The sequence below is a fragment of the Dietzia sp. DQ11-71 genome (assembly GCF_014144995.1).
GTDB classification, from domain to species: domain Bacteria; phylum Actinomycetota; class Actinomycetes; order Mycobacteriales; family Mycobacteriaceae; genus Dietzia; species Dietzia kunjamensis.
Genome location: NZ_JAALDT010000175.1, coordinates 1 through 2,160, shown reverse-complemented (window position 1 = coordinate 2,160; position 2,160 = coordinate 1). Strand labels below are relative to the sequence as shown.

The window sequence follows — 2,160 nt, the reverse complement described above, 5'->3', positions numbered from 1 at the left end:
GAGGCCAGCGACCCTGCCGCGACCACCCCGGTCCGCAGTCCGTTGGCGGCCTCCGCCAGGCGGGTCCGGTTACGGCGGAGGGCGTCCCCGAGCTCGCCGAGCCCGGTGTGGGCGCCCGCGTCCGCGACCACGATCGCGCCGTGTTGCTCCGGCCGGACGTGGCCCTCCTGTCCCCGTTGCCCGGTGTCGCCGAGAGCGGCGAGCACCTCCGTTGCCCGCCGAACCGGTCGCCGGGTCCTCGTGTCGACGAGGTGGAGTTCCTCTTCGACTCTGATCCATCGCTGTGCGTCGGTCATCATTCCCACGCTAAGGGAACGCGGGCGCACCCGCACCCGCAGCAGCTCCCCGCGCCCGGCGCGGGGGTCACCGCATGATCCACGTGTCCTTGCCGCCGCCGCCCCGCGAGGAGTTGACGATCATCGATCCCGCCGGCGCGACCCGGGTGAGCCCGGCCGGGACCGCGTGCGCGGTGGTCCTGCCCCCCTCGCGTCGGACGTGGGCGAACGCGCGGAGGTCCACGTGCCGGCGCTGCATCCGGGTCCCGTCGAAGGTCGGCAACGTGGACAGGGGCACGACCTCCTGGGCGATGAACCCCTCCGGCCGGGTGAGCAGGTCCTCCCGGCGGGCGGCCAGCTCCGCCTCCGAGCACTCCGGCCCGATAGTGATCCCGAGTCCGCCGTACCCGTCGATCGGCTTGACCACCAGCTCGCCGAGGCGGTCCAACACGAGGTCCCGCTGCGTCCGGTCGGCACACAGGTAGGTGGGGACCTGCTCGAGGATCGGGGTCTCCCCCAGGTAGAAGTCGATCATGGCGGGGACGGAGGCGTAGACGGCCTTGTCGTCGGCCACCCCGTTGCCGAGGGCGTTGGCGATGGTCAGCCGACCGGCGCCGAGCGCGTCGAGCAGCCCGTCGCGCAGCGGGATGCCGTCGTCGCCCGGCGAGCTGAGGAGCATGTCCTCGTCTATCCGGGCGTACATGACATCCACCCGGTGCAGGTCGCGGCCCGCGCGATGGTGCAGCACCCCGTCCCGGAAGGTGAGCCGGTCGGGCGTGACCAGCGGCAGTCCGGTGCGCTGCGCGATGAGTCGGTGCTCGAACCAGGCCGAATCTGCCGACCCGGAGGAGACGACCGCGAGCTGCGGCTCGTCCCCGGCGGCCGGCGGGGCGGCCGCCTCGAGCGTCTCGCGGATCATGCCGAACGCCTCGTCCGGCGCGTGGAGATCGAACCCGCCCGTGAGGTCGCCGAACAGGGAGGTGGTCATCTGTCGCAGGGCGTGGGAGAAGGCGATCCCGGAGGGCACCCGGACGTTGTCCTCCAGCACGAACCACGTGCCGTCGTCCCCGCACACCAGGTCGATCCCGCAGATGTGCGCCCGCGTCCGACCCGGCCGCTGTACGCGTCCCGTGCTGCGGTGACCGGGGGCGCGGTCCAGGGACTCGGGCGTCATGTGCCCCGCGCGCACGAACTCGCGCTGGCCGTAGATGTCGTCGAGGAAGGCGTCCAGGGCACGGGCGCGCTGCTCGGTGCCGGCGGCCAGCATCTGCCACACCTCGGGCGAGATGATGCGGGGTACGAAGTCCATGGGGAACGCCTGGGGCCGCTCCTGTCCGGTGACCCGGAACGTCACCCCGGCCACCGAGGCCTCCTTCTCCGCCGTCACCTGTCGCGACCGGAGCCGCACGGTGCCCGCCCGGTCCAGGGCCGACATCACGGGAGCGTAGGCCTCACGGGGGGCACCCCCCTCCTCGACCGCCTCGTCCCAGCTCGGGTCGGCGTCGAGGCCCTCGATCGGTTCGTAGACGCCGAACAGTCGTGAGTGGGCGTCGGGGACCGCCGACCGGGGACCGCTGATCCCGGCGGTCTCCGCCGCGAGCAGGTCGACCACGTCGTGGGGGTGTCCCCGCCGACGGAGGGCCTGGCGCTGCCGGAACGCACTGCTGCCGTTGTAGAGCGCGTTGTCGAGCAGGGTGCGCACGGTGTCGAGGTCGCCCGAGCGGCTCAACTCGCCGGTCAGGGACTCCACCAGATCCGAGACGACGTCGGTGGCGGGCCGGGCCCGGAAGGTGACGGGGTCCACGAGATCACCCTCGAGGCCCGACCGGGCCGCGCGCCACAGGGCCGCCCGCAGCCTCGTCTCGGCGGGGGCCGCCGACCCGGC

At 73.4% G+C, this 2,160-nt stretch carries 1 protein-coding gene and 1 pseudogene; both read right to left on the bottom strand.

Annotated features, from left to right (window positions below):
• Positions 1-296, bottom strand: a pseudogene (locus G6023_RS07265) (carboxylate--amine ligase/circularly permuted type 2 ATP-grasp protein); the annotation flags it as partial.
• A gap of 67 nt (positions 297-363) precedes the next feature.
• Positions 364-2,160: circularly permuted type 2 ATP-grasp protein (locus tag G6023_RS07260; protein WP_182634729.1), on the bottom strand; the 1,797-nt coding region annotated here is incomplete at its 5' end.